Source organism: Marinomonas spartinae (assembly GCF_016461715.1).
GTDB lineage: Bacteria > Pseudomonadota > Gammaproteobacteria > Pseudomonadales > Marinomonadaceae > Marinomonas > Marinomonas spartinae_A.
Map to the genome: position 1 here is coordinate 305,911 of NZ_JAEMUI010000002.1, position 20,324 is coordinate 326,234.

Sequence of the window (20,324 nt, forward strand, 5' to 3'; positions counted from 1 at the left end):
GGATTTGCTATGCCTTTTGTGTTAGAGCCATTAACGGCTGAGGCGTTTGCTCCCTTTGGGGAAGTGATTGCTGCGACGGAGTCTGCCCATTCTTTTGCGATTAACGGTGGAACCACAGAGCGTTTTCACGATCTTGCTGCAGTTGAGGTGGATGGTGAAGCTCGTGGGGGCATTAGTATTTTTCGTGGGCAAGCCCGTGAGTTTCCCATTGCGATTCGCATGTTAGAGCGTCATCCAAAAGGGTCTCAGGCGTTTATGCCTTTACAAGGTCGTCCCTACTTAGTGGTGGTGGCGCCAAACGGCGCGAATGATGTGCCCAATCTCTCTCAAATTCGACTCTTTTATGCAACCGCCGAGCAAGGCGTGAATTATCGGTCAGGAACTTGGCATCATCCGTTATTGGCCTTGCAGGCGACGTCAGACTTTTTAGTCGTGGATCGCATTGGTGAGGGGCACAATTGTGATGAGTTTTTCTTTTCCGATGAGCAAGTCATGACCATTGAACAAAACTTGTTAGTTGAGTGTGATGGTTTAGAATGAGGAGATACTCAAACAAATAAGGGCACTTTTATGCGTCATCAATATCATCCTCTTGGGTTTGAAGGGTCTCGAATTGCGCAGGGTTTTTGGCGTTGCCATGAATGGGAGATGTCTGTTTCGGAACGTTTGGACTTTATTATGTCCTGTTTGGATTTAGGGGTAACCACTTTCGACCATGCAGACATTTATGGTGATTATCGTTGCGAAGGTTTGTTTGGCGAGGCCTTAGCGAAAAAGCCCGCGATGCGGGATAAGATGGAAATTGTCACTAAATGCGGGATTTTGCTACCGTCTGAGAGCCGCCCCGATATATCAGTACATCGTTATGATTACCGTGCCAAACACATACACGAAAGTGTGGATCGTTCTTTGGCTAATCTGCAGTGTGACTATATCGATACTCTACTATTGCACCGTCCGAGTCCATTAATGGATGCGGACGAGGTCGCTCAGGCGTTTGATCTATTGTTTACGCTTGGCAAGGTCAAGCATTTTGGCGTGTCTAATTTTACGCCTGCGCAATTTGATTTACTGCAATCACGCTTAGATGCCCCTTTGATTGTGAATCAAATTGAGCTGTCGCCTCTTTCTTTAGCACCTTTTGAAGACGGCACTTTGGATCATTTGCAGCAACACGCGGTTACGCCCATGGCTTGGTCTCCTTTAGCGGGAGGTGAACTGTTTCGTGGAAATGGGGATCGAGTTGTTCGAGTGAAAGAAGTGGTGTCAGATATCGCCAAATCGATGGGGGTAAACTTTGATCAAGTGGTGATCGCTTGGTTGTTACGTCATCCATCAGGTATTTGCCCTGTAATGGGCTCAGGTAAGATTGAACGTTTGGCTTCGGTTTGCCAAGCCGCCAATATTGTCTTAAGTGACGATGACTGGTTCAAGATTTGGATTACGTCGCAAGGTCATCCCGTTCCGTAACAAAATCTGCTAGTGGAGGGCTGTTGGCTCTTCACTGGCTTGCTGTTCATTGTTTGAGTTTATTCCCGTTTTTTTGTTGTCCTTTACTTCCCCTGCTTTGCTATAAAAACGTCTATTAGATGTTTGCCAGCATATGCCTAGTATAAATAATCAAAATAACCAAAAAAAAAGACAATATATGCACATTATTTGCTATAATGGCGCGTCGGTTATTTTCAGTCTGGGGGTAAGATTATGTGTAAGGTTTATAGGATAATACTCACTAGCTGTATGTTGTTATTGGTATCTGCAGCGCAAGCGATCACTTTACCAGATCCTCAGGGGAAGGTGATTTTAGTGATTGGCGGCAAGATTACCAATACTGGAAAGGATGGCAAAACCGTGCGGTTAGACCGTCAAATGTTGACAGACATAGGTATTGTGGAAAGTACCACCTCGACACCATGGGCGAAAAAGGAAGAGAACTATACCGGTCCATTGCTTCGCCAAGTATTAGAATACGTTGGAGCAAGGGGCGCGATTATGCGAGTACAGTGGCGTAATAAGCATAGTACCGTTTTGCCGATTAGTGATGCTTACAATTACAGCTTATTGCTGGCAATAGACGTGAACGGTAAGCCCGTTGATAGCCGAGAAAAAGGTCCATTGTTTCTCCTTTACCCAGTAGAGAAAATCCCTGGGTTGGATACGACAGCTCTGCAAAATCGCTCCCTGTCTCAAGTGGAAAGCATCATCGTTGAGTGAATTGAGCTGGGCTAACCACAACATTTTTTGAATTTTTTTCCAGATCCACAGGAACAAGGAACGTTCCGGCCAATGTTTTTTGGTTTAGCGCTTTTAGGGGCAATGGTTTTGACAAGTGACGCTGATTTGATGTCATGTTCCCCTGCAATATACAGCCACTGACTTCCTTCTTTTTTAAACCAAGACTTTTCGCTTAGTTCACCTTTGTGCGTGCCTTCTTGAAAGTAAGCACGAAAGGTCACTGTTCCAGTCTCGTCGCTGGTTTGTCCTTGTTCCGTTGCTAAAATCTCAAGCCGAGTCCAGTTGGTTAAAGCGTTACTGTTATCTTCTATTCCTATTTCACTCTCATCTTCGTTTTCTAGGCGCTGAGTGGCAAGGATATAATCCATTTTATTCAAGGCAAATGCTGCATAACGGGAGCGCATAAGAGCTTCTGCGGTAGGAGCGAAAGCTCTTCCACTATGATAAAGGCCGCAGCATTCAGGGTAGGGGATTGCACTGCCACAAGGGCAAGGGGTTGGGAGTGTCATTGATAGATCACCTTACATCGCCAAATAGTCAATAAGATGCGTATAATACCGCTTTATTTAATGGCTAACAGGAATTATTTGTGACCTCATCGGGACCAACTTCATTTTTCTGGTTTGATTTTGAAACCACAGGAACAGACCCCGCACGAGATAGGCCGATGCAATTTGCAGGCATCCGGACGGACTTGAATTTTCAACCCATTGGCGAGCCCATCATGCTGTATTGCCGCCTTTCAGAAGACGTCTTGCCACAGCCAGAAGCCTGTTTGCTAACTGGGATTACCCCGCAGGATGCAAACCGTGAAGGTTTGTGTGAAGCCGAATTTATGCAAGCAATTGAAGCCGAATTGTCTCAACCAGGCACCTGTGCTTTAGGCTATAACACCATTCGATTTGATGACGAAGTGGTACGTTATGGCTTTTATCGTAACTTCATTGATCCTTATGCCCGTGAGTGGCAAAACAATTGCTCACGTTGGGACATTATTGATCTGGTTCGCATGGCGTATGCAATGCGTCCAGAGGGCATCGTTTGGCCGAAAGACGAAGAAGGTCAGGTGTCTATGAAATTGGAAGCCTTAACGAAAGCCAATAACATTGCCCATGAGCAAGCCCACGATGCTTTGTCAGATGTGTATGGCACGATAGAGATGGCAAAACTGATACGGGACAAGCAACCTAAATTATTTCATTACTATCTAAAAATGCGTCAAAAGCACGAACTGCAGCAGTTCATTGATCCAGTTCGGATGAAACCTTTTTTGCATATTTCTGGGATGTTTGGTCAGGCGCGCAAATATACGGCCTTTGTGGTGCCACTTGCCGCGCATCCAACTAATAAAAATGGCGTGATTGTTTATGACTTAATGGCTGATGCTCAGCCGCTGGTGGATTTGTCTGTAGAAGAGATTCGTCACCGGGTTTTCACTTCCAAAGAAGCGCTTGGTGAGGTAGAACGGTTGCCACTCAAAGTGATTCATTACAATAAATCACCAGCGGTGGCACCGGCGACTTTTTTAAAAGACAAAACGGTTGTTGAACGTTTGGAGTTAGATGGCGATATTTGTCGTCGTAATTTGGCGTTACTGAAACAGCATTCTCATGTGGCGGCAAAAATACGTGATGTGTTTATGCAAGAAGAACGAGCAATACCCAATGATCCAGATTTGATGTTGTATTCAGGGGGCTTTTTCTCTAGGGACGATAAGGCGCGAATGGAAACCATACGCTTAACACCGCCTGAGGCGCTGAATGAATTGGAAATGTCGTTTGATGATCGTCGTTTACCTGAAATGCTGATGCGCTATATTGGTCGTAATTATCCTGAATATTTAAGCGAGCAACAACGTGGACAGTGGGAGGAATATCGTATGATTCGTTTAATGGAAAGTGATGGTGGGGGCTCGATTACTATGTCGTCCTTTTTTGAGTGTTTGAATAATCTTGCACAAACTGGTGATCTCAGTCCTGCTAAACAAATTATGTTGCAGGATCTTGCGGACTACGCACAAAGCATCTATCCCATTGGGTAAGTAGGGTAATCAAATCATGAGTGAACAACATAGAGGGACACATTGGCTGGTTGGTTTGGCGGCTTTTGTGATTATTATTGCTGGGTTAAAAACGGCATCGCAAATAGTGGTGCCGTTTATGTTGTCAGTATTTATTGCCATTATTTGTGCTCCTTTTATGGCCACACTGCGACGATATGGTTTGCCAACATGGCTGTCTATTTTGATTGTGGTATTGATTGTGTTAGTTGGCATTGGAAGTTTGGCCGCATTAGTGGGCTCTTCAATGGACAATTTGTCTGAGCAATTGCCAACCTATAAGCAGAACTTTGCAAAACAAATGGAAGTGCTTTTCTCCGGTCTTAATACTATTGGTATTCATATTTCTGATAGTCGTATCCAAGAGTATCTTGATCCGTCCTCTCTTATGAAGCTCTTCACCAAGGCGCTAACCAGTCTAGGTAGTGCCCTAACCAATATTATTTTGGTGATTATGACGGTTGTTTTTATTTTATTTGAAGTGGTTGAGTTACCCAAAAAATTAACCTTAGCCGTGTCCAACGCAGAAAAATCCTTAAGTGGGGTTCGTTCTTTTGTTGAATCGGTCAATCGTTATTTGGTTATTAAAACCCTAGTTAGTATTCTAACAGGAGTGATGATTGCTATTTGGCTGTGGGCGATAGGGGTGGACTTTCCTATTTTATGGGGCGTGTGTGCCTTTTTGCTGAATTTTGTCCCGAATATTGGTTCTATTATTGCGGCGGTGCCCGCTGTAATGTTGGCTTTTGTTCAGCTCGGAGCGTTTTCAGCAGGGTTAACAGCGGCGGGCTTTGCTGTCGTGAATTTAGTGGTTGGTAATGTGATTGAGCCGCGCTATATGGGGAAAGGATTGGGCTTATCCACGTTGGTTGTCTTTTTGTCACTATTACTTTGGGGGTGGGTATTTGGTCCTGTTGGTATGTTGTTATCCATCCCGCTGACCATTATCATGAAATTGGCTTTTGAAGCGAATCCACGGATGCATTGGCTAGCGGTTATGATCGACTCAAATACGTCGACAGCGGATACCAATAAAGATAAAGGTGAAAACAAATAAGGTAATCAAGGTCGGTTTATTACTACAACGACAAGCCCTTTACAAATTTGCTGTTCTTCCCTAGACGAAAAAACCAACTTGAAGGCAAACAAGTTGGTTTTCTTAGGCAAGCGAGCCGAACTCGACCTCCATTAGAAGTTAGCGATTTTCTTTAAATGACTGTGAGCGTCGTTCTCGTTGTCATTCAGTTGGTACTCATTCACGTCAGAAGCTAATTGATCCGCTTGACTGAGTAAACTTTCAGAGGCAGCAGCGGCTTCCTCCACCAACGCGGCGTTTTGCTGCGTCATTTCATCCATATTACTAACGGTTTTACTCACCTCATTCAGGGCGATGGATTGTTCCGATGAGGCATCGGCGATTTCGGTCATAATCTCATTTACTTGTTTGATAGCATTGACGATATTTTTCATCGTTTCACCGGATTCACTAACAAGCTCATTGCCGTTATTAATGTTATGGGCCGATTCCGAGATTAAATCTTTAATTTCTTTGGCGGCGTTGGCTGAGCGTTGTGCTAAGGATCTGACTTCCGACGCAACCACGGCAAACCCACGTCCTTGTTCTCCTGCGCGAGCTGCCTCAACGGCAGCATTTAATGCCAATATATTCGTCTGAAATGCTATACCATCGATCATGCCGATGATATCCGATATTTTTTGTGATGAGTTATTAATAGAAGACATAGTATTCACCACTTGCTCTATTAACTCTCCTCCTTTTGTTGCAATAGACACTGCGTTTGAGGTCAGTTCATTGGCCCGTTTTGCGTTCTTAGCATTCTGCGAAACCGTACTGGTCATTTCTTCCATGGTTGAGGAGGTTTCTTCTAAACTGGCTGCTTGTTGTTCAGTACGAACAGACAGGTCGCTATTTCCTGTGGAAATTTCACGTGCACTCACATGAACGGTTTCAGAGGCTTGACGTATTTGCACAATAATCTGCGTCATAGTATCGAAAAGCGAGTTAACCCCTTTGGAGATTGCCAACGTCCCTTCAAACTTGCCCTCAGTGGGAATTCTCTTTCTTAAATCTTTTCCTGAAGCGGCCTCAATAGCAGAATTGACCTGTTTAATGGTTTCTTGCAGTTGTTGTTCAGCAAGTACTTCCTTCGTGATATCGGTGGCAAACTTAACGACTTTGTATGGTTTGCCGGAAGAGTCACGAATAGGGCTGTAGTTTGCTTGAATCCAAACGACACTGCCATTTTTATGCACCCGAGGAAAACGTCCAACAAAATGCTTGCCTTGAGAGAGATCCTGCCAAAACTTTTTGTATTCGTCGCTTTTTTTGTAGTGAGAGTCTACAAACAAACTATGATGCTGGCCTCGGATTTCGCTGATCGAGTAACCTAATGTGTCTAGGAAATTTTTATTGGCATCAAGAATAGTGCCATCCAATTTGAATGCTATAACGGCTTGCGAAGCAGAAATTGCCGCTAACTGACTTTCATAATCGGCATTTTGATTCTTTTTATCAGTGATGTCTGTGGCATACTTAACGACTTTATACGGTTTTCCATTATCGTCAAAAATAGGGTTGTAGCTTGCTTCAATCCAAACAGGCTTGCCTTCTTTGGAGTAACGACAAAATTCACCTGCTTGGAACTCACCTTTTCCGATGTTATTCCAAAAGGTTTTATAGTCTTCACTGGCACGATATTGAGGATCAACAAAAATGCTGTGGTGCTTACCTTGTAGCTCTTCTAATGTATAACCAAGGACATTTAAAAAGTTTTCATTGGCAAAGAGAATGTTTCCTTTTAAATCAAACTCTATGATTGCTTGTGAACGAGATATGGCAGCTAATTGGCCTCGTAAATTAATTAGCTCGTCCTTATCAACAACGACTTTACTGTCGTCTACAGGTGTTGAAAACCAGTTTTTAAACATGATCTAAGCATCCTATCCTAATAGCGGTTTAGTTGGACTTTTTCTGTTTTTAAAACAGTGTAATTTTTTTGTTGCTCTTTGGTTGTGATAAAAAATTGATGCTAAATGCCTTATCCTAAGACTAGTAAAAAAAATCCAAAAATCCAAAAATCTTGAGAGAAATACGTTTCAATATGTAAACTCTTTTTTAATCAATGAATTAAGTGCTTTTTTGGCGCTTTCAAAGTCAATGGATTGCATAGCATTTCTGAGAACATTCACTTCGTCAAAGTGAAACTTTTCTAACTTCTTCTCAATATATTGATAGTGATCTAAAGAGCGTAAGTTACAATTCTCAACAAGGTTTAATAGAAAGACTAATTCTTCATCTAAATCCATTTCAGCTGTTTGGGGGCGCTGAGAGTCTGTGGGACGGGTTGCGTCTGATAATACCTGCGTCGCAAGTGAGATTTTGTTTGCATGGGAGGTTGTTTGAAAAGAAGAGACCGATGTCTGGTCGCTATTTTTTCCTTCGATTTGCTCAAAATAACATGAGATGCTGTCGTTAAACGCATAACAGAGTCGCTTTGTTTCACCTATCTTTTCTATTACAGAAGAAGGCAGAGGGGAGGGGAGACTTTTTAATTGAGTTTCTAAGTGATATGCGTGGGTTGATAGAGTCATAAAGCCAAATGTGGCAAACCCACCTTTTAAAATATGTAATCCTTTTGCTGTCTGATCGTTTATTTCTTCAAGATAGGTTACTGCGGTCATGATTTCTTTTTGAAAAGCGAATAACGCCATTTTATAGGTGTCAAATGAGTCTAAAAAACGCGATAGGGCAAGATCGAATGTTGAGTCACTAATATCAAATCCATTGCTTTTAAAGTGATTGATAAAATCCAGTTTATAGCTGAGTTCGTTATCCATTTTGTTACCCTTTAATTATTTGATAAATAAAACTTTTTCTATGGGTAGATTGCTTAGCGTCAAAAGGAGACGTGTTATGGTCTGTAGATTGGTATGCCATCAAGGGAGTGACAGTCAATGAGGTTGTTTGGGCCACTGATATTTTTTCACTCATCTTTATATCCATTAATGGCGACATAGGGATTCTTCACTATACTCATGATAAAAATAGGTGCTATTTTAGGATTGGACAAGGCCATAGAATGAAATTGATTACGAAAGAATTTGATCATACCCCGACCGTTCTTCTGGTTGATGACCAGCCTTCCGTTGCTTTTATTGTAAAAAAGATCTTAGAAGGCTATTGCGAGTTGCTCTACGCCTCCCATCTTAGTAAAGCCCATGAACTATTGCTAAAGAGCGAAGTCGATCTGGTGCTATTAGATATTGAGTTACAAGGAGAAACTGGCTGGGACTTCATCGAACAGCTTAAGGTTGTATACGAGTTGTCCGAGCTGCCTCCCATTATGTTCATTACCAGTCACACAGGTAGTGATATAGAAGAAAAGGCTTTAGAGCTTGGGGCCGCTGATTTTATTGTGAAGCCTATTGTCCCTGCCATTTTAAAATTGAGGGTCATGAACTTATTGAGAATTAAAGCACTTGATAGGCAAACTTTATTCTATAAAAATCAATTGGAAGATATTGTCGAGCATTCTGCACTAGTGATCTCCTTTTGGTCACCTGATTGGCAATGTTTGTACTTTCGGGACGGTGATAAGGAGTTGAGCGCACCTAACATACTGAAATTAGTTGATATTATTCCAGCATCGTTAGCGAGCCAAGTGATGCAAATCGGCACTGAAGAAGGATCTTATCGGGTCCAGACAAGCAGTGATATTGATGGTATCAGTGGCCTGACGATGACAATGCGGCACTCTAATATCTTTGGTGATTACATTTTTCTTTCATTCACACGTGCGTCAGAGACAGCTTGATGGTCAAGTTGTTGACTCAGTTATCTATTCGTGTCATGTGTCGGCAAACGAGTTGGCGAAATGCGCAAATACATCGACATTTATCGAAGTAAGTTTGTGAATTAAAATCGACTAGGTAAACTCTCTAAAACATAATGCAATTAGCATTTAAGCTAAGTCATTGCTTTGGAGGAATTTATGAACGGTTCATTTCAATCTCTTTTTGTTGATAATGTGTCTCGTCAGCATTATCAAGCCGATCCTGCTACAACGGAAAAGTCACATGTACAGGTCGTTATATGGCCAACTTTTTCCGGCCTGACACAGTTTGAAAAAGACATTGCTGATCAAATTGCAGCCTTCGGGTACTCTGCAACAGCTTTGGATCTCTATGGTACGAATACTCCTGAAAGCATGGAAGATAAGCGCTCCATCATGGGGGTCTTACTTTCTGAAGAGGCACCATTACATGATTTGCAACGCTCACTCGTGGAAACGGCTTGCCCAAATGCTTCTAGTAAAACCATTGTTCACGTTGGTTTTTGCTTAGGTGGACGTTTGTCTCTGGAAGCTGGGCTTCATTTGACTGGCAGTGCAGGGGCAGTAAGTTTTCATGGATTGATGAGTTTCTATCGCGGTGCCAAAGAAGACGTCAACCGAGATGTGAAAATTATGGTGCTAAATGGCTATGATGATCATTTAGTCAGTGATGAAGATTCACAGTCAGCGAAGCACTACTGGACAGAGTTAGGCATTGATTTCCAATTTATGGATTTTGGTAATACGATGCATTCTTTTATGTTGCCAAGTGCGAACAATCCAGACCATGGTAGTATGTACAACCCAACGGTTGCTAAGCGTGGCTACCATTATCTAGAGCATTTTTTGAGTGAGTTTTAAATCTATATTAAAACCGCTCCTATCCTAGCTAATACGATTAAATGCCCTCACTTGAGGGCATTTTTATATGGCGTCGGTTTTTTGCTGTTTTACCGTGGTCTTATTTTGTTATCCACGCACCGGTACGGGCCGATCAATTAGCGCTTCCCCTTTTTGGTTAAAAAGGTAGCAGTCTTGTTTATTGATACCGACCTCAACAGATTCACCATTCTTAGTTAAGTTCTGACCGCTGGCTTCGATGGTTAGTTTGTGGCCCTTATGTTCACCATATAGGAAAGTGGTGCCACCTAAATGCTCTGCAACATCGATTTTTACACTCAATGTAAAGTCGGCATTTTGTGTGGTTTCACTGACATGTTCCGGTCTCAGGCCCAGTTTTACATGGTCGTTTTTCGCGACCTTGACGCCATCCACTTCTAATTGGATGATTTGCCCTGCCACATCAATGGTGGCAAGATCGTTGCCATCGATTTCCAGTACTTTTGCATCTAAGAAGTTCATTTTTGGCGAACCAATAAAACCTGCGACAAACTCATTGGCGGGGTTATGGTAAAGCTCAAGTGGCGAACCAACCTGTTCGACTCTTCCGTCGCGTAATACGACAATTTTGTCGGCTAAGGTCATAGCTTCGACTTGATCGTGGGTGACGTAAATCATCGATGACTTTAATCGGTTATGCAGCTTAGCTATTTGAATGCGCATGTCGACGCGAAGCTCTGCATCCAAGTTAGATAGGGGTTCGTCAAAAAGAAACACATCCGGTTGTCGTACAATGGCGCGACCAATGGCAACCCGTTGACGTTGGCCTCCGGACAGCTGTTTGGGTTTGCGTTTAAGAAGTGGCTCCAGTTGCAGTATGCTGGCGGCATTGGCCACTTGCTTTTTGATTTGCTCAGGATCGCCTCCTGTCATGCGCAAACCAAAACTCATGTTTTCCTCGACAGTCATATGCGGATACAAGGCATAGGACTGGAATACCATGGCAACACCGCGATCAGCCGGAGCAACATGGTTCATGTTTTGTCCATTGATCTCTAGAGAGCCTTCGGTGATGTCTTCTAAGCCAGCAATTAAACGCAGTAGCGTTGATTTACCACATCCAGATGGACCAACAAAGACGACAAATTCACCATCTTCTAGGTCTAGATTGACTCCATGAATGGTTTCGATGTCATTAAAGCGTTTGATGACGTTTTTTAAAGTTATTGTTGCCATGAAATTACCTTACTGCTTGTCGGAGGCGATGGCCCCCATACGAGTGGAGACTTTCAAGCAAGCTTCTTTAACCAGTGCTTGAAAGTGTTGAAAACGCGCGTCATCGACTCGAAATTTCGGGGCGGTGATACTAAGCGCAGCGATGGGTTCGTTTAAATGATTAAAGATGACCGATGCGGCACATTGAATGCCTTCTTCATGCTCTTCTAAATCCAGTGAAATCTTACTCTCACGAATGTCGGCCAATCTGGCTTTTAGGTCGTCCGCATTGGTAATGGTGGTTGGTGTGTGACGAATAAAGGATTGCGCTTTTATTGCTTCATCTAGTTGATCCTCCTTTAGAAATGCCATCATGGCTTTTCCTACGCCAGTACAATAACCGGGGCCTTTTTTACCAACAGCCGAGAATAAGCGTAAGCTTTTTTGGCTTTCCAGTTTGTCAATGTAAATGACATCACCACGGTCTAACACGGCTAAGTGGATGGTTTCACCGGTTTCCTTCCATAGATGCTTCATTTGGTCTGCGGCGATATCTCTTACATCAATTTTTGACCAAGACAGATGAGCTAACTCTAATAAACCATACCCTGGATGGTAGGTTTGGGCGTCTTCATCGAAGCGTAATAAACCTTTATCGACAAGTGAGAGCAAAATACGATGAGCTGTTGCTTTAGGTAAATCTGCGCTTTCAACAATCTCGGCGAATCTTAGAGGTATCTCAGACATGCACACCTTCTGGAGCAAGCTTAGTGCTTTATCCAGAGAGGAGCCTCCGCTTTTGGTCTCCGATTTTGTCATGGTAGTTCTCCAAAAAGTAAGCTTAATAATCTTGATGTCTATATATGGAACTCGGTTCCATTATTTTTTTATTAAGTGTTGCAAAAAATGGAACTTTATTCCATTATTTTTTTAGGTGAGTTGTTCTGTCAAGAATGATGACCCTTTATTTTAATAAAAATAGTTATAACTCTAACAAAAATAGTAATAAAAATAAGAGGTGGGTTAGCATGCAGAAATTGCATCGCAAACAACAACAATGGATGCCGATTGCCTTCCTTGCACCGGCCGTCATTTTGTTTTCAGTGTACGTTATCTTCCCCATTGTTCAGAGTGTTTGGTTAAGCTTCTATCAATGGGATGGGCTTGGTGAAAAAATCTTTGTTGGCTTTGGTAATTATATTGAGTTGTTTCAGGATGATCAGTTCTGGACTGCATTTGTCAATAATATTTACTGGTTGATTTTTTTCATGCTAGCGCCACCTATTGGTTTATTGCTGGCGTTGTTTTTAAACCAAAAAATGATGGGCATTCGCTTTGTTAAGGCCATGTTCTTCTTTCCTTTCGTTATCTCCCAAGTGGTGGTTGGCTTAGTCTTTTCCTGGTTCTATGATCCGAGCTTTGGTCTGTTCAATAAATTCATTGAACTGTTTGGCTTTCAGCCGATTGCGGTCTTGTCGGATCCAAATGTGGTTACCTTTGGCATTATTGCAGCGGGATTGTGGCCGCAAATTGCCTATTGCATGATTTTGTATCTCACAGGGTTAAACAATCTTAACCCAGACCAAATTGAAGCGGCCCGCTTAGATGGTGCTTATGGCTGGAAAATGCTGCGTCATGTGATTCTTCCTCAGCTAAAGCCAGCGACGTTTATTGCTATTGTGGTTACTGTCATCGGTGCTTTACGAAGTTTCGATTTAGTGGCGACCATGACTTCTGGTGGACCATTTGGTAGCTCCAGTGTACTGGCTTACTTCATGTACGAACAGTCGATTTTCAATTATCGCGTGGGCTATGGCGCTGCTATTGCCACGGTCTTGTTCCTGATGATGGATATCTACATTGCCTACTTTCTATGGCGCATGCTGAAGAGTGAGAAAGCCTAATGTTTCCTACCCCAATCGAAAAAAGATCATTACCTTTTAATATTAGTTACCGTGTCGCGGTTTGGATTGCCTTAATTTTATGGCTCCTACCTTTGATTGCAGTGTTATTAACCTCAGCGCGTTCTACGGCGGATTTAAATGCGGGAAATTACTGGGGGATTCCCACCCAGTGGATGCTTGTTCAGAACTATGAGCAAGTCTTTACGCAAACCCCCATGCTGCGTTATTTATTAAACTCCATCATTATTACGGTGCCCGCTGTGATTGGCGCGGTGTCATTGTCGACATTAGCTGGATATTCCCTAGCGAAATTTAAGTTTCGTGGGCGTATGGGATTATTTGCGACTTTTATCGCTGGTAATTTTGTTCCCTTTCAAATTTTAATGATACCTGTACGAGATTTAACCATTCATATGGGCTTGTATGATACCGCCAGTGGTTTGATTTTATTCCATATTGCCTTCCAAACAGGGTTTTGTACCTTGTTTATGCGCAACTTCATCGTGGGCTTGCCTGATGAATTGATCGAAGCGGCAAGGGTGGAAGGGGTGAGTGAGTGGAAGATTTTCCGCCATATCGTCTTACCCTTGGTCAGGCCTGCGCTAGCAGCTTTGGCTGTGCTTATTTTTACCTTTGTTTGGAATGATTATTTTTGGGCCTTGGTCTTGGTGCAAAGCGATGATGTACGCCCGATTACCGCCGGTATCGCAGCCTTGAAAGGTCAGTGGATGGCATCCTGGCAGTTAATTTCGGCTGGCTCCATTGTTGCTGCATTGCCTCCGGTGATGTTGTTTTTTGCCATGCAACGACACTTTATTGCGGGTCTAACGCTCGGTGCAACGAAGGGGTAATGGTGATGAAAAATACACACGATATTGCTCTGTATCGTCAGGATAGACAGAATCAAACGTTGGTGATTGCTTGCCCACAAGATGGCGCGCCAGAATTGCTTTACTTTGGACGAGCTTTACCAAAAGACACTCACTTAAACAGTCTTTATTGGTCTCAGCAGCAAGCAACTCAGCAGGCATCCTTGGACGTACCCGCTTCAATGAGTTTGATTCCTGAAGCAGGCCGGGGTTGGTTGCAATCTCCAGGGGTAGAAGCCAGCGCAGTGGATCGGCCTGCTTGGGCAATGTGTTGGTCTCTGTCAAGCGTTCATCAGCAAGCGGATGGTTTTTTGATTGAGTTGGAAGATACTCGGGCTCAGCTTGCTGTGGCATTGTCTATTGGTTTGCAATCATCTGGGCTGTTACGGCAACAGCTGACACTGACGAATCAGGGACAAGCTAATATTACTGTTCATCGTCTTGCCTGCACCCTGCCAATTCCACCACATTTCACTCAGATGCTGAGTTTTTATGGCCGTTGGTGCCAAGAATTTCAGCAACAACGAAGTGAGTGGCAAAGTACCTGGTTGCAAGAGAACCGTCATGGTCGTAACTCTCATGCTAATTTTCCGAGTGTGATTCTTGGTGAGCAGGGTTTTAGTGAAGAACAGGGGGAGCTGATTGGCGCACACTTAGCGTGGAGTGGCAACCATCGGCTTAAAGCAGATTACACCATGGAAGGCCATCGGTATTTGCAAGCGGAGGCCCTCTATTTACCTGATGAGATCGTGCTAATTTCCAATCAATCGATCAGTACCCCAGAGTTATTAGCCAGTTACAGTCGTGCGGGACTCAATATGATGAGTCAGGTATTTCATCTGTATGCTAGGGAACGACTCGCGCTAAGCAAGCCCCGTCCGGTGCATATTAATACCTGGGAAGCTTTTTATTTTGACCATGACATAACGCGTTTAAAGGCCCTCGCTGATAGTGCTGCTCATGTTGGTGTTGAACGCTATATCTTAGACGATGGATGGTTTCGAGGGCGCAGTAATGATCAAGCAGCACTAGGGGATTGGTTTGTTGATCAGGAAAAATACCCTAACGGTCTGACGCCGTTAATCGATCATGTGAAAGGGCTGGGCATGGAGTTTGGTTTGTGGTTTGAGCCAGAAATGGTGAATCCCGATTCCGACCTTTATCGCTCCCATCCAGAGTGGGTTTTGCAACTGCCACAATACGATGCGGTTCTCGCTCGCCATCAACTGGTATTGAACTTAGCGAAACCAGAAGTGTATGACTACCTACGAGAACGCCTGTTTAGCTTATTAAAGGACTATCCAATTGATTACATTAAATGGGATATGAACCGAGATTACACCCAGCCAGGTGGTGAGATCCGACCACAAGCTTATGAACAGGTTGTTGCTTTGTATCGTCTGCTTAGCGAATTAAATACTGCGTTTCCAGACTTAGAAATTGAAAGTTGCTCATCCGGTGGCGCTCGCGTGGATTTCGGTATTTTGAACTTTACTAAGCGTTTCTGGGCATCTGACTGTAATGATGCTTTTGAGCGCCACAGTATTCAGCGAGGTTTTAGTTATTTTTTCCCGCCTGAAGTGATGGGCTCACACATCGGGCCGGATCAAAGTCATACCACAAATCGCATCCACGATGTGGCGTTTCGTGCAGGTACCGCCATGTTGGGGCATTTGGGTATTGAGTGGAATTTGTTGGATGCTAATGCTGAGCAAAAAGCGACTATTGCCCGTTGGATCTCTCATTATAAAGCCTATCGTTCAGTTCTGCATTCAGGCCGTAATTGGCGTTTACCCAGTGCCGATGGTCGAGCGCAAGCTCAGTGGGCGTTGAGCGAGGATGGTCAAGAGGGTCTATTGGTTTATAGCCAATTGACGATGCCGAAACAGGCGCAAACCTTACCCGTTCGTTTACCCGGGCTAGAAGCTGAGCAGAACTATCAAATTAGTGTATTGGAACACAGTCCATTACCTGGGCACTTGATGAAAGCTTTACCTGCGTGGTGGAAAAACGACCTTATTTTAAATGGCGCGACGTTAAGTCAATTAGGACTGCAACTACCAATATTGGATCCAGAATCCTTATTAATGCTGTCTATTCGCGCTGTATCCCGTTTGGAGGCTCAGTAAATGACCGATTCTACGAAAGACAAAAAGGATAGCCAACCAGTCAATGGCGAGAAAAAACCACTCCGTAGCCAACAATGGTATGGCAAGTTAGATAAGGACGGTTTTATTCATCGCAGCTGGATGAAAAATCAAGGTTTGCCAGACCACAGTTTTGATGGTCGTCCTGTGATTGGTATTTGCAATTCTTGGAGTGAGTTGACGCCTTGTAATGCCCACCTTCGTGAATTGGCTGAGTACGTAAAACGTGGTGTATGGGAGGCAGGAGGAGTGCCCCTTGAATTCCCGGTAATGTCCCTTGGCGAAACACAAATGAAACCCACCGCCATGTTGTTTCGTAATTTGATGAGTATGGACGTGGAAGAATCCATGCGCGCCTATGGAATGGACGGTGTGGTGCTTTTAGGTGGTTGTGACAAAACCACACCAGCGCAATTAATGGGCGCTTGCTCAGTGGATTTGCCGACCATTGTTGTCTCATCTGGCCCCATGTTAAACGGTAAATATCGAGGCAAAGACATTGGCTCTGGCACGGATGTGTGGAAATTCAGCGAAGCAGTTCGTGGTGGAAAAATGAGCCTAGATGAATTTATGAGAGCGGAATCCAGTATGTCTCGCTCCCGTGGTACCTGTATGACCATGGGCACTGCCTCGACCATGGCGTGTTTGGTGGAAGCACTGGGAATGTCCTTACCTGAAAATGGCACCTTGCCAGCTGTGGATGCGCGCCGTCAGGCATTGGCGCATTTAACTGGCGGTCGAATTGTTGAGATGGTCAAAGAAGATCTAAAACCCTCTGATATTTTGACGAAGGCGGCGTTTGAAAATGCCATTCGAGCCAATGCAGCCATTGGTGGCTCCACTAATGCAGTGGTGCACTTGCTCGCAATCGCCGGTCGTTTGGGAGTGAAACTGACTCTCGATGACTGGGATCGCATCGGTGCCGAGATGCCTTGTTTGGTGGACCTAATGCCATCGGGTCGCTTTTTAATGGAAGATTTTCATTATGCTGGTGGTTTTCCTGCGTTGATTCAACGTTTAAGTCACCTGTTTGATATGTCGGCCAATACGGTCTGTGGCGCAAGTTTAGGCGAAATCACCTCTGCTGCAGAGTGTTTCAACGATGAGGTGATTCGTCCCCTTGATAAACCGCTGAGAAGCAATGCAGGGATTGCTGTTTTGCGGGGAAATCTGTCACCGCAAGGGGCGATTATTAAACCCAGCGCAGCGACCCCCGAATTGTTACAGCACACAGGTAAAGCTGTGGTGTTTGAAAACATTGAGGACTACAAAGCTCGTATCGATTCTCCTGAGTTAGCGGTCGACAAAGATTCCATTCTTGTTCTGAAAGGTTGTGGGCCAAAAGGCTACCCAGGTATGCCAGAGGTCGGCAACATGGCATTGCCCAGTAAATTATTAGAACAAGGTGTCACGGACATGGTGCGTATTAGTGATGCGCGTATGAGTGGTACTGCGTTTGGTACGGTGGTTTTGCATGTAGCACCGGAGTCGACCATGGGCGGGCCATTGGCCTTGGTTCAAAATGGCGATGAAATTACGTTAGATGTGGCAGGTCGTGGTCTGCATCTGCATATCAGTGCGGAGGAAATGGCGAGTCGCAAAGCCGCATGGCAACCAGAAGAGAGCCAATATCACCGTGGTTATGCCAAGTTGTACATTGATCATGTAATGCAAGCGGATGAAGGTGCTGACTTGGATTTCTTAGTCGGCAATAGTGGCTCAAAAGTGAGTAGGGAGTCTCATTAATGTCAAACAATAAAAATAATAACCAGAACCATCTGAATTCGACTCAAGCTTATCCTCAGTACCCCAGTTTGTCGGGGCGTCATGCTTTGGTGACAGGGGGCGCATCGGGGATAGGTGAGGCATTGGTTCGTGCGTTGGCGCAACAAGGTTGCTTGGTGAGCTTTTTTGATATTGATCAAATCGCAGGCAAAACCTTGTCGGAAGAGCTAAACGGCAAAGGGCTGAAAACACATTTTAGCAGAGTAGATTTAACGGACATTGAGACACTGAAAAGTACGATTATAGAGCGGATAGCCGATTGGGGAGCCATTCGTCTTCTCGTCAACAACGCCGCCAACGATCAGCGCCATAGTCTACAAGATTTTAGTTCAGAGCAGTTTGATCAATGTATGTCGGTCAATTTAAAGCCTCACTTCTTCACGGCTCAAGTGGTTGCTCCTGCCATGGCTGAAGCTGGGGGCGGTAGCATTATTAATATGAGTTCTAATTCTTGGATGTTGGGCTTGTCTGGTTACCCAGGTTATGTCACGGCCAAAGCCGGGATTTCTGGTTTAACCAAAGGCTTGGCTCGAGAACTTGGCGGGCAAAAAATTCGGGTTAATACGGTTTTACCGGGTTGGGTGATGACGGAAAAACAAAAGCGTCTTTGGCTGACTCCAGAAGCAGAAGCAGAACTAATGGTTCAGCAAGCTCTTAAGGAAAAAATTGAGCCAGAAGATGTGGCGGATCTAGTATTGTTTTTGGGGTCTGACAACAGTCGTATGATTTCAGGACAAAGTCTTGTTGTCGACGGAGGGCGTTTGTGATGACACAGACTCGTCCAGTGTTTGACTCAGATCCTTTTGTGCCTTTGTGTATCGCTGTGGATTGGGGAACGACCAATTTACGTGCTTTTCTAATGGATCAAACTGGACATATTCACGCCCAGAGAAGCAGTGATCGAGGCATGCTAACCCTCGATAGCGACGAGTTTGAATCTGTTTTACAGGATTTTTTAGGCGATTGGTTGCACCCTGATGTGCCTATTTATATGGCAGGCATGGTGGGCAGTCGTGGAGGCTGGCAAGAGGTACCTTACCAAGTTTGTCCTATGCAACTCGACACACTTGCTGATCACTTGTGTTGGCTTGATAGTCATTTGCCTTGTGAGGTAGCCATTGTACCAGGGCTTCAAGGGATTGGTATCAGTGGGCATTTCGATGTGATGCGCGGTGAGGAAACTCAGCTGTTAGGGGCGATGGATTGGCTGTATGAACAAGGTCAAGCGGATCAAGCTGTGTTGTGTTGTTTACCAGGCACCCATAGTAAATGGGTCCCCCTGTTGCAAGGGGAGGTAACTCAGTTTTCGACCAGTTTTTCGGGGGAAATGTTTGCGCGATTGAATAATGAATCCAGCTTGGTAAAGGGGCTACCTAAGCAGGATTCCCTGAATAAAGAAGGCTTTCAACAAGGTCTATTAGCCAGTCAGCAAGCGGGTGGCTTATTGCATCATCTATTTAGTGTTCGCAGTGACTCTGTTTGTGGACGTTTACCAGCAGAGCAGGTGCGAGATTATCTCTCCGGCATCATTATCGGTCACGATGTGAACGATATGTTGGCTGCGCAACCGAAACCTATCAGCAGCGTGTTGATTGTTGGTAGCGAACATCTCTGCGAACGATATCAAGTCGCCCTGTCGTTTCATCAAGTAGCTTCTCAATGTTTGGACGCCAGTGAAGCGAGTATTCGTGGTTTAACACGCTTGGCTCGCCAGCAAGTGCGTCAGGAGCAACAAATAGGAGAAAAGAAGTAATGAACACATCTTTTAATGAGTTAATGACTGAGTTTCCTATGGTTGCCATTTTACGAGGCATTAAACCAGAAGAAGTGGTTGAGCATACTCAAGTGTTAATTGATTCTGGTTTTCGATTGATCGAAGTGCCACTGAACTCGCCGGATGCCTTTACCAGCATTCGCTTATTGCAGCGTACTTTTGGTCAGCAGGCTTTGATTGGTGCGGGTACAGTTTTAACCATGACGCAATTGACAGAGCTGGTGGCTACGGGCGCTAAGTTGATGGTCTGCCCCCATACGGATGTGGAATTGATTAAGGCCGCGAAAGTCGCAGGCTTGTATGCCATGCCTGGCTTTTTTACGGCGAGTGAAGCTTTTGCCGCACTTCATGCGGGGGCGGATGCCGTTAAATTATTTCCAGCGGAAGCTTTACCCAACATAAATGTCGTGAAGGCATTGGGTGCGGTTATTCCTCAGGATGTTTGGTTATGTCCTGTTGGCGGTGTGACACCAGATAATGTACCAGACTATTTTGCTGTTGGTGCAAAAGGGTTTGGTCTGGGGTCGGCTTTATACAAAAAAGGTCAATCTGTTGAGGTGACTAAAGCTAATGCCGATGCCTTTGTGGCAGCTTGGAACGATTATAGACAGGCGTCTGCGTAAGTGACCAGAGAAGAAAAGGT

Annotated in this window: 19 protein-coding genes; 14 read left to right on the forward strand and 5 right to left on the reverse strand. The window is 44.4% G+C overall.

Annotated features, from left to right (window positions below):
* The first annotated feature begins 9 nt into the window (after positions 1 to 9).
* The 3 genes from JHD45_RS03315 to JHD45_RS03325 all read left to right on the forward strand — a co-directional run bounded on the left by JHD45_RS03315 (position 10) and on the right by JHD45_RS03325 (position 2,214).
* Positions 10 to 540, forward strand: coding sequence for an ureidoglycolate lyase (locus tag JHD45_RS03315; protein WP_199474761.1), 531 nt, complete (start codon positions 10 to 12; stop codon positions 538 to 540).
* 30 nt (positions 541 to 570) lie between these two features.
* A complete protein-coding gene (locus JHD45_RS03320) occupies positions 571 to 1,470 on the forward strand; it encodes an aldo/keto reductase (RefSeq protein ID WP_199474762.1) in 900 nt (299 codons plus the stop codon).
* A gap of 234 nt (positions 1,471 to 1,704) precedes the next feature.
* Positions 1,705 to 2,214, forward strand: a complete 510-nt coding sequence (locus tag JHD45_RS03325) for a molybdopterin-dependent oxidoreductase (RefSeq protein ID WP_199474763.1) — start codon at positions 1,705 to 1,707, stop codon at positions 2,212 to 2,214.
* Between the two features lie 11 nt (positions 2,215 to 2,225).
* On the opposite strand, the gene JHD45_RS03330 is transcribed toward JHD45_RS03325, so the two are convergent.
* On the reverse strand, positions 2,226 to 2,744 hold the full coding sequence (locus JHD45_RS03330; RefSeq protein WP_199474764.1) for a YchJ family protein: 519 nt from the start codon (positions 2,742 to 2,744) through the stop codon (positions 2,226 to 2,228).
* A gap of 80 nt (positions 2,745 to 2,824) precedes the next feature.
* On the opposite strand from JHD45_RS03330, the gene sbcB reads away from it, so the two are divergent.
* A complete protein-coding gene (sbcB, locus tag JHD45_RS03335; RefSeq protein WP_199474765.1) occupies positions 2,825 to 4,276 on the forward strand; it encodes an exodeoxyribonuclease I in 1,452 nt (483 codons plus the stop codon).
* A 16-nt stretch (positions 4,277 to 4,292) separates the two neighbouring features.
* Positions 4,293 to 5,351 (forward strand): AI-2E family transporter, encoded by a 1,059-nt coding sequence (locus tag JHD45_RS03340; protein WP_199474766.1) that lies wholly within the window; start codon positions 4,293 to 4,295, stop codon positions 5,349 to 5,351.
* 131 nt (positions 5,352 to 5,482) lie between these two features.
* Here the strand turns inward: JHD45_RS03340 and JHD45_RS22145 are convergent, their stop codons facing one another.
* Together JHD45_RS22145 and JHD45_RS03350 are read right to left on the reverse strand one after the other, a co-directional pair.
* Complete coding sequence (locus tag JHD45_RS22145; protein WP_199474767.1) at positions 5,483 to 7,243, reverse strand: methyl-accepting chemotaxis protein; 1,761 nt, start codon at positions 7,241 to 7,243, stop codon at positions 5,483 to 5,485.
* Positions 7,244 to 7,411: 168 nt separating this feature from the next.
* Positions 7,412 to 8,152 (reverse strand): hypothetical protein, encoded by a 741-nt coding sequence (locus JHD45_RS03350; RefSeq protein ID WP_199474768.1) that lies wholly within the window; start codon positions 8,150 to 8,152, stop codon positions 7,412 to 7,414.
* A gap of 242 nt (positions 8,153 to 8,394) precedes the next feature.
* Between JHD45_RS03350 and JHD45_RS03355 the strand changes: the two genes are divergently transcribed.
* Together JHD45_RS03355 and JHD45_RS03360 are read left to right on the forward strand one after the other, a co-directional pair.
* Entirely contained in the window at positions 8,395 to 9,129 is a 735-nt protein-coding gene (locus JHD45_RS03355; protein WP_199474769.1) for a response regulator, read from the forward strand.
* Positions 9,130 to 9,306: 177 nt separating this feature from the next.
* Positions 9,307 to 10,008, forward strand: coding sequence for a dienelactone hydrolase family protein (locus tag JHD45_RS03360; protein ID WP_199474770.1), 702 nt, complete (start codon positions 9,307 to 9,309; stop codon positions 10,006 to 10,008).
* Positions 10,009 to 10,116: 108 nt separating this feature from the next.
* Here JHD45_RS03360 and JHD45_RS03365 read toward each other — a convergent pair whose 3' ends face one another.
* Entirely contained in the window at positions 10,117 to 11,223 is a 1,107-nt protein-coding gene (locus JHD45_RS03365; RefSeq protein WP_199474771.1) for an ABC transporter ATP-binding protein, read from the reverse strand.
* A gap of 9 nt (positions 11,224 to 11,232) precedes the next feature.
* Positions 11,233 to 12,021, reverse strand: a complete 789-nt coding sequence (locus tag JHD45_RS03370) for an IclR family transcriptional regulator (protein WP_199474772.1) — start codon at positions 12,019 to 12,021, stop codon at positions 11,233 to 11,235.
* A gap of 209 nt (positions 12,022 to 12,230) precedes the next feature.
* On the opposite strand from JHD45_RS03370, the gene JHD45_RS03375 reads away from it, so the two are divergent.
* From JHD45_RS03375 to JHD45_RS03405, 7 genes are read left to right on the forward strand one after another with little or no spacing between them, the layout of a single operon-like run.
* A complete protein-coding gene (locus tag JHD45_RS03375; RefSeq protein ID WP_199474773.1) occupies positions 12,231 to 13,106 on the forward strand; it encodes a carbohydrate ABC transporter permease in 876 nt (291 codons plus the stop codon).
* On the forward strand, positions 13,106 to 13,957 hold the full coding sequence (locus tag JHD45_RS03380; RefSeq protein WP_199474774.1) for a carbohydrate ABC transporter permease: 852 nt from the start codon (positions 13,106 to 13,108) through the stop codon (positions 13,955 to 13,957). The genes JHD45_RS03375 and JHD45_RS03380 overlap by 1 nt, the downstream gene beginning before the upstream one ends.
* A gap of 5 nt (positions 13,958 to 13,962) precedes the next feature.
* On the forward strand, positions 13,963 to 16,104 hold the full coding sequence (locus JHD45_RS03385; protein WP_199474775.1) for an alpha-galactosidase: 2,142 nt from the start codon (positions 13,963 to 13,965) through the stop codon (positions 16,102 to 16,104).
* Entirely contained in the window at positions 16,105 to 17,868 is a 1,764-nt protein-coding gene (locus JHD45_RS03390; protein WP_199474776.1) for an IlvD/Edd family dehydratase, read from the forward strand. It begins immediately after the preceding gene.
* Positions 17,868 to 18,674, forward strand: a complete 807-nt coding sequence (locus tag JHD45_RS03395; protein ID WP_199474777.1) for an SDR family NAD(P)-dependent oxidoreductase — start codon at positions 17,868 to 17,870, stop codon at positions 18,672 to 18,674. Before JHD45_RS03390 ends, JHD45_RS03395 begins: the two co-directional genes overlap by 1 nt.
* The gene (locus tag JHD45_RS03400; protein WP_199474851.1) at positions 18,674 to 19,660 is read left to right on the forward strand and encodes a 2-dehydro-3-deoxygalactonokinase; all 987 of its coding nucleotides are present in this window, start codon (positions 18,674 to 18,676) and stop codon (positions 19,658 to 19,660) included. The genes JHD45_RS03395 and JHD45_RS03400 overlap by 1 nt, the downstream gene beginning before the upstream one ends.
* Complete coding sequence (locus tag JHD45_RS03405) at positions 19,660 to 20,304, forward strand: 2-dehydro-3-deoxy-6-phosphogalactonate aldolase (protein WP_199474778.1); 645 nt, start codon at positions 19,660 to 19,662, stop codon at positions 20,302 to 20,304. Before JHD45_RS03400 ends, JHD45_RS03405 begins: the two co-directional genes overlap by 1 nt.
* Positions 20,305 to 20,324 lie beyond the last annotated feature (20 nt).